2 protein-coding genes are annotated in these 514 nt (G+C 42.0%); one reads left to right on the top strand and one right to left on the bottom strand.

Annotated features, from left to right (window positions below; all coding sequences use genetic code 11):
- The coding region (locus ACK8OT_RS19280) for an acyltransferase family protein (protein ID WP_410198134.1) at nucleotides 1-228 on the bottom strand (228 nt) is incomplete at its 3' end.
- Nucleotides 229-251: 23 nt separating this feature from the next.
- Between ACK8OT_RS19280 and ACK8OT_RS19275 the strand changes: the two genes are divergently transcribed.
- Entirely contained in the window at nucleotides 252-473 is a 222-nt protein-coding gene (locus ACK8OT_RS19275) for a transposase (protein WP_410198133.1), read from the top strand.
- The last annotated feature ends 41 nt before the right edge of the window (nucleotides 474-514 follow it).

Here is a 514-nt window from a genome sequence, read left to right as displayed (position 1 = left end):
CTTGGCTCTTCGCCAGTAGAAATTAAAGAAGCTGAACGAGCCTTTTTCCATATCGTTCCTGATAATTGCTGTTATCAAATAACCTGAAAGTACAAAGAAAACATCAACACCAAAAAAGCCACCTTTAAATATTTGCAATCCAAAGACTTCTAAATTGGCATGATAGATAATTACAGCGATAACAGCTAAAGCTCGAAGGCCATCAAGCTCTCTACGATAAGACAACATAAACATTCACGATTAAAAAGAAATTGGCAGCATTGTACCAGCAAGGCAAGTCAACTGTCGATAAATGGGCAAGGCAGCTTAAAGAAGAGCGAAATGGCAACCTATCGAGTGCCATGCCGATGACGCCAGACCAAGTCAAAATACGCGAGCTAGAGCGTAAGATTAAACGCCTTGAAGAGGATAACACCATCCTAAAAAAGGCTTCAGCTCTCTTGATGCAGGACTCGCTCAAAGGTTCGCGTTAATAAGGGAGCTAAGCACCTATTGGGGTGTTGAACGGCTGTGT

Origin of the sequence: Motilimonas thetidivivens, from assembly GCF_046452435.1 — a bacterium.
Lineage (GTDB): Bacteria > Pseudomonadota > Gammaproteobacteria > Enterobacterales > CBDFNC01 > Motilimonas.
This window is presented reverse-complemented; position numbering and strand designations above follow the sequence as displayed.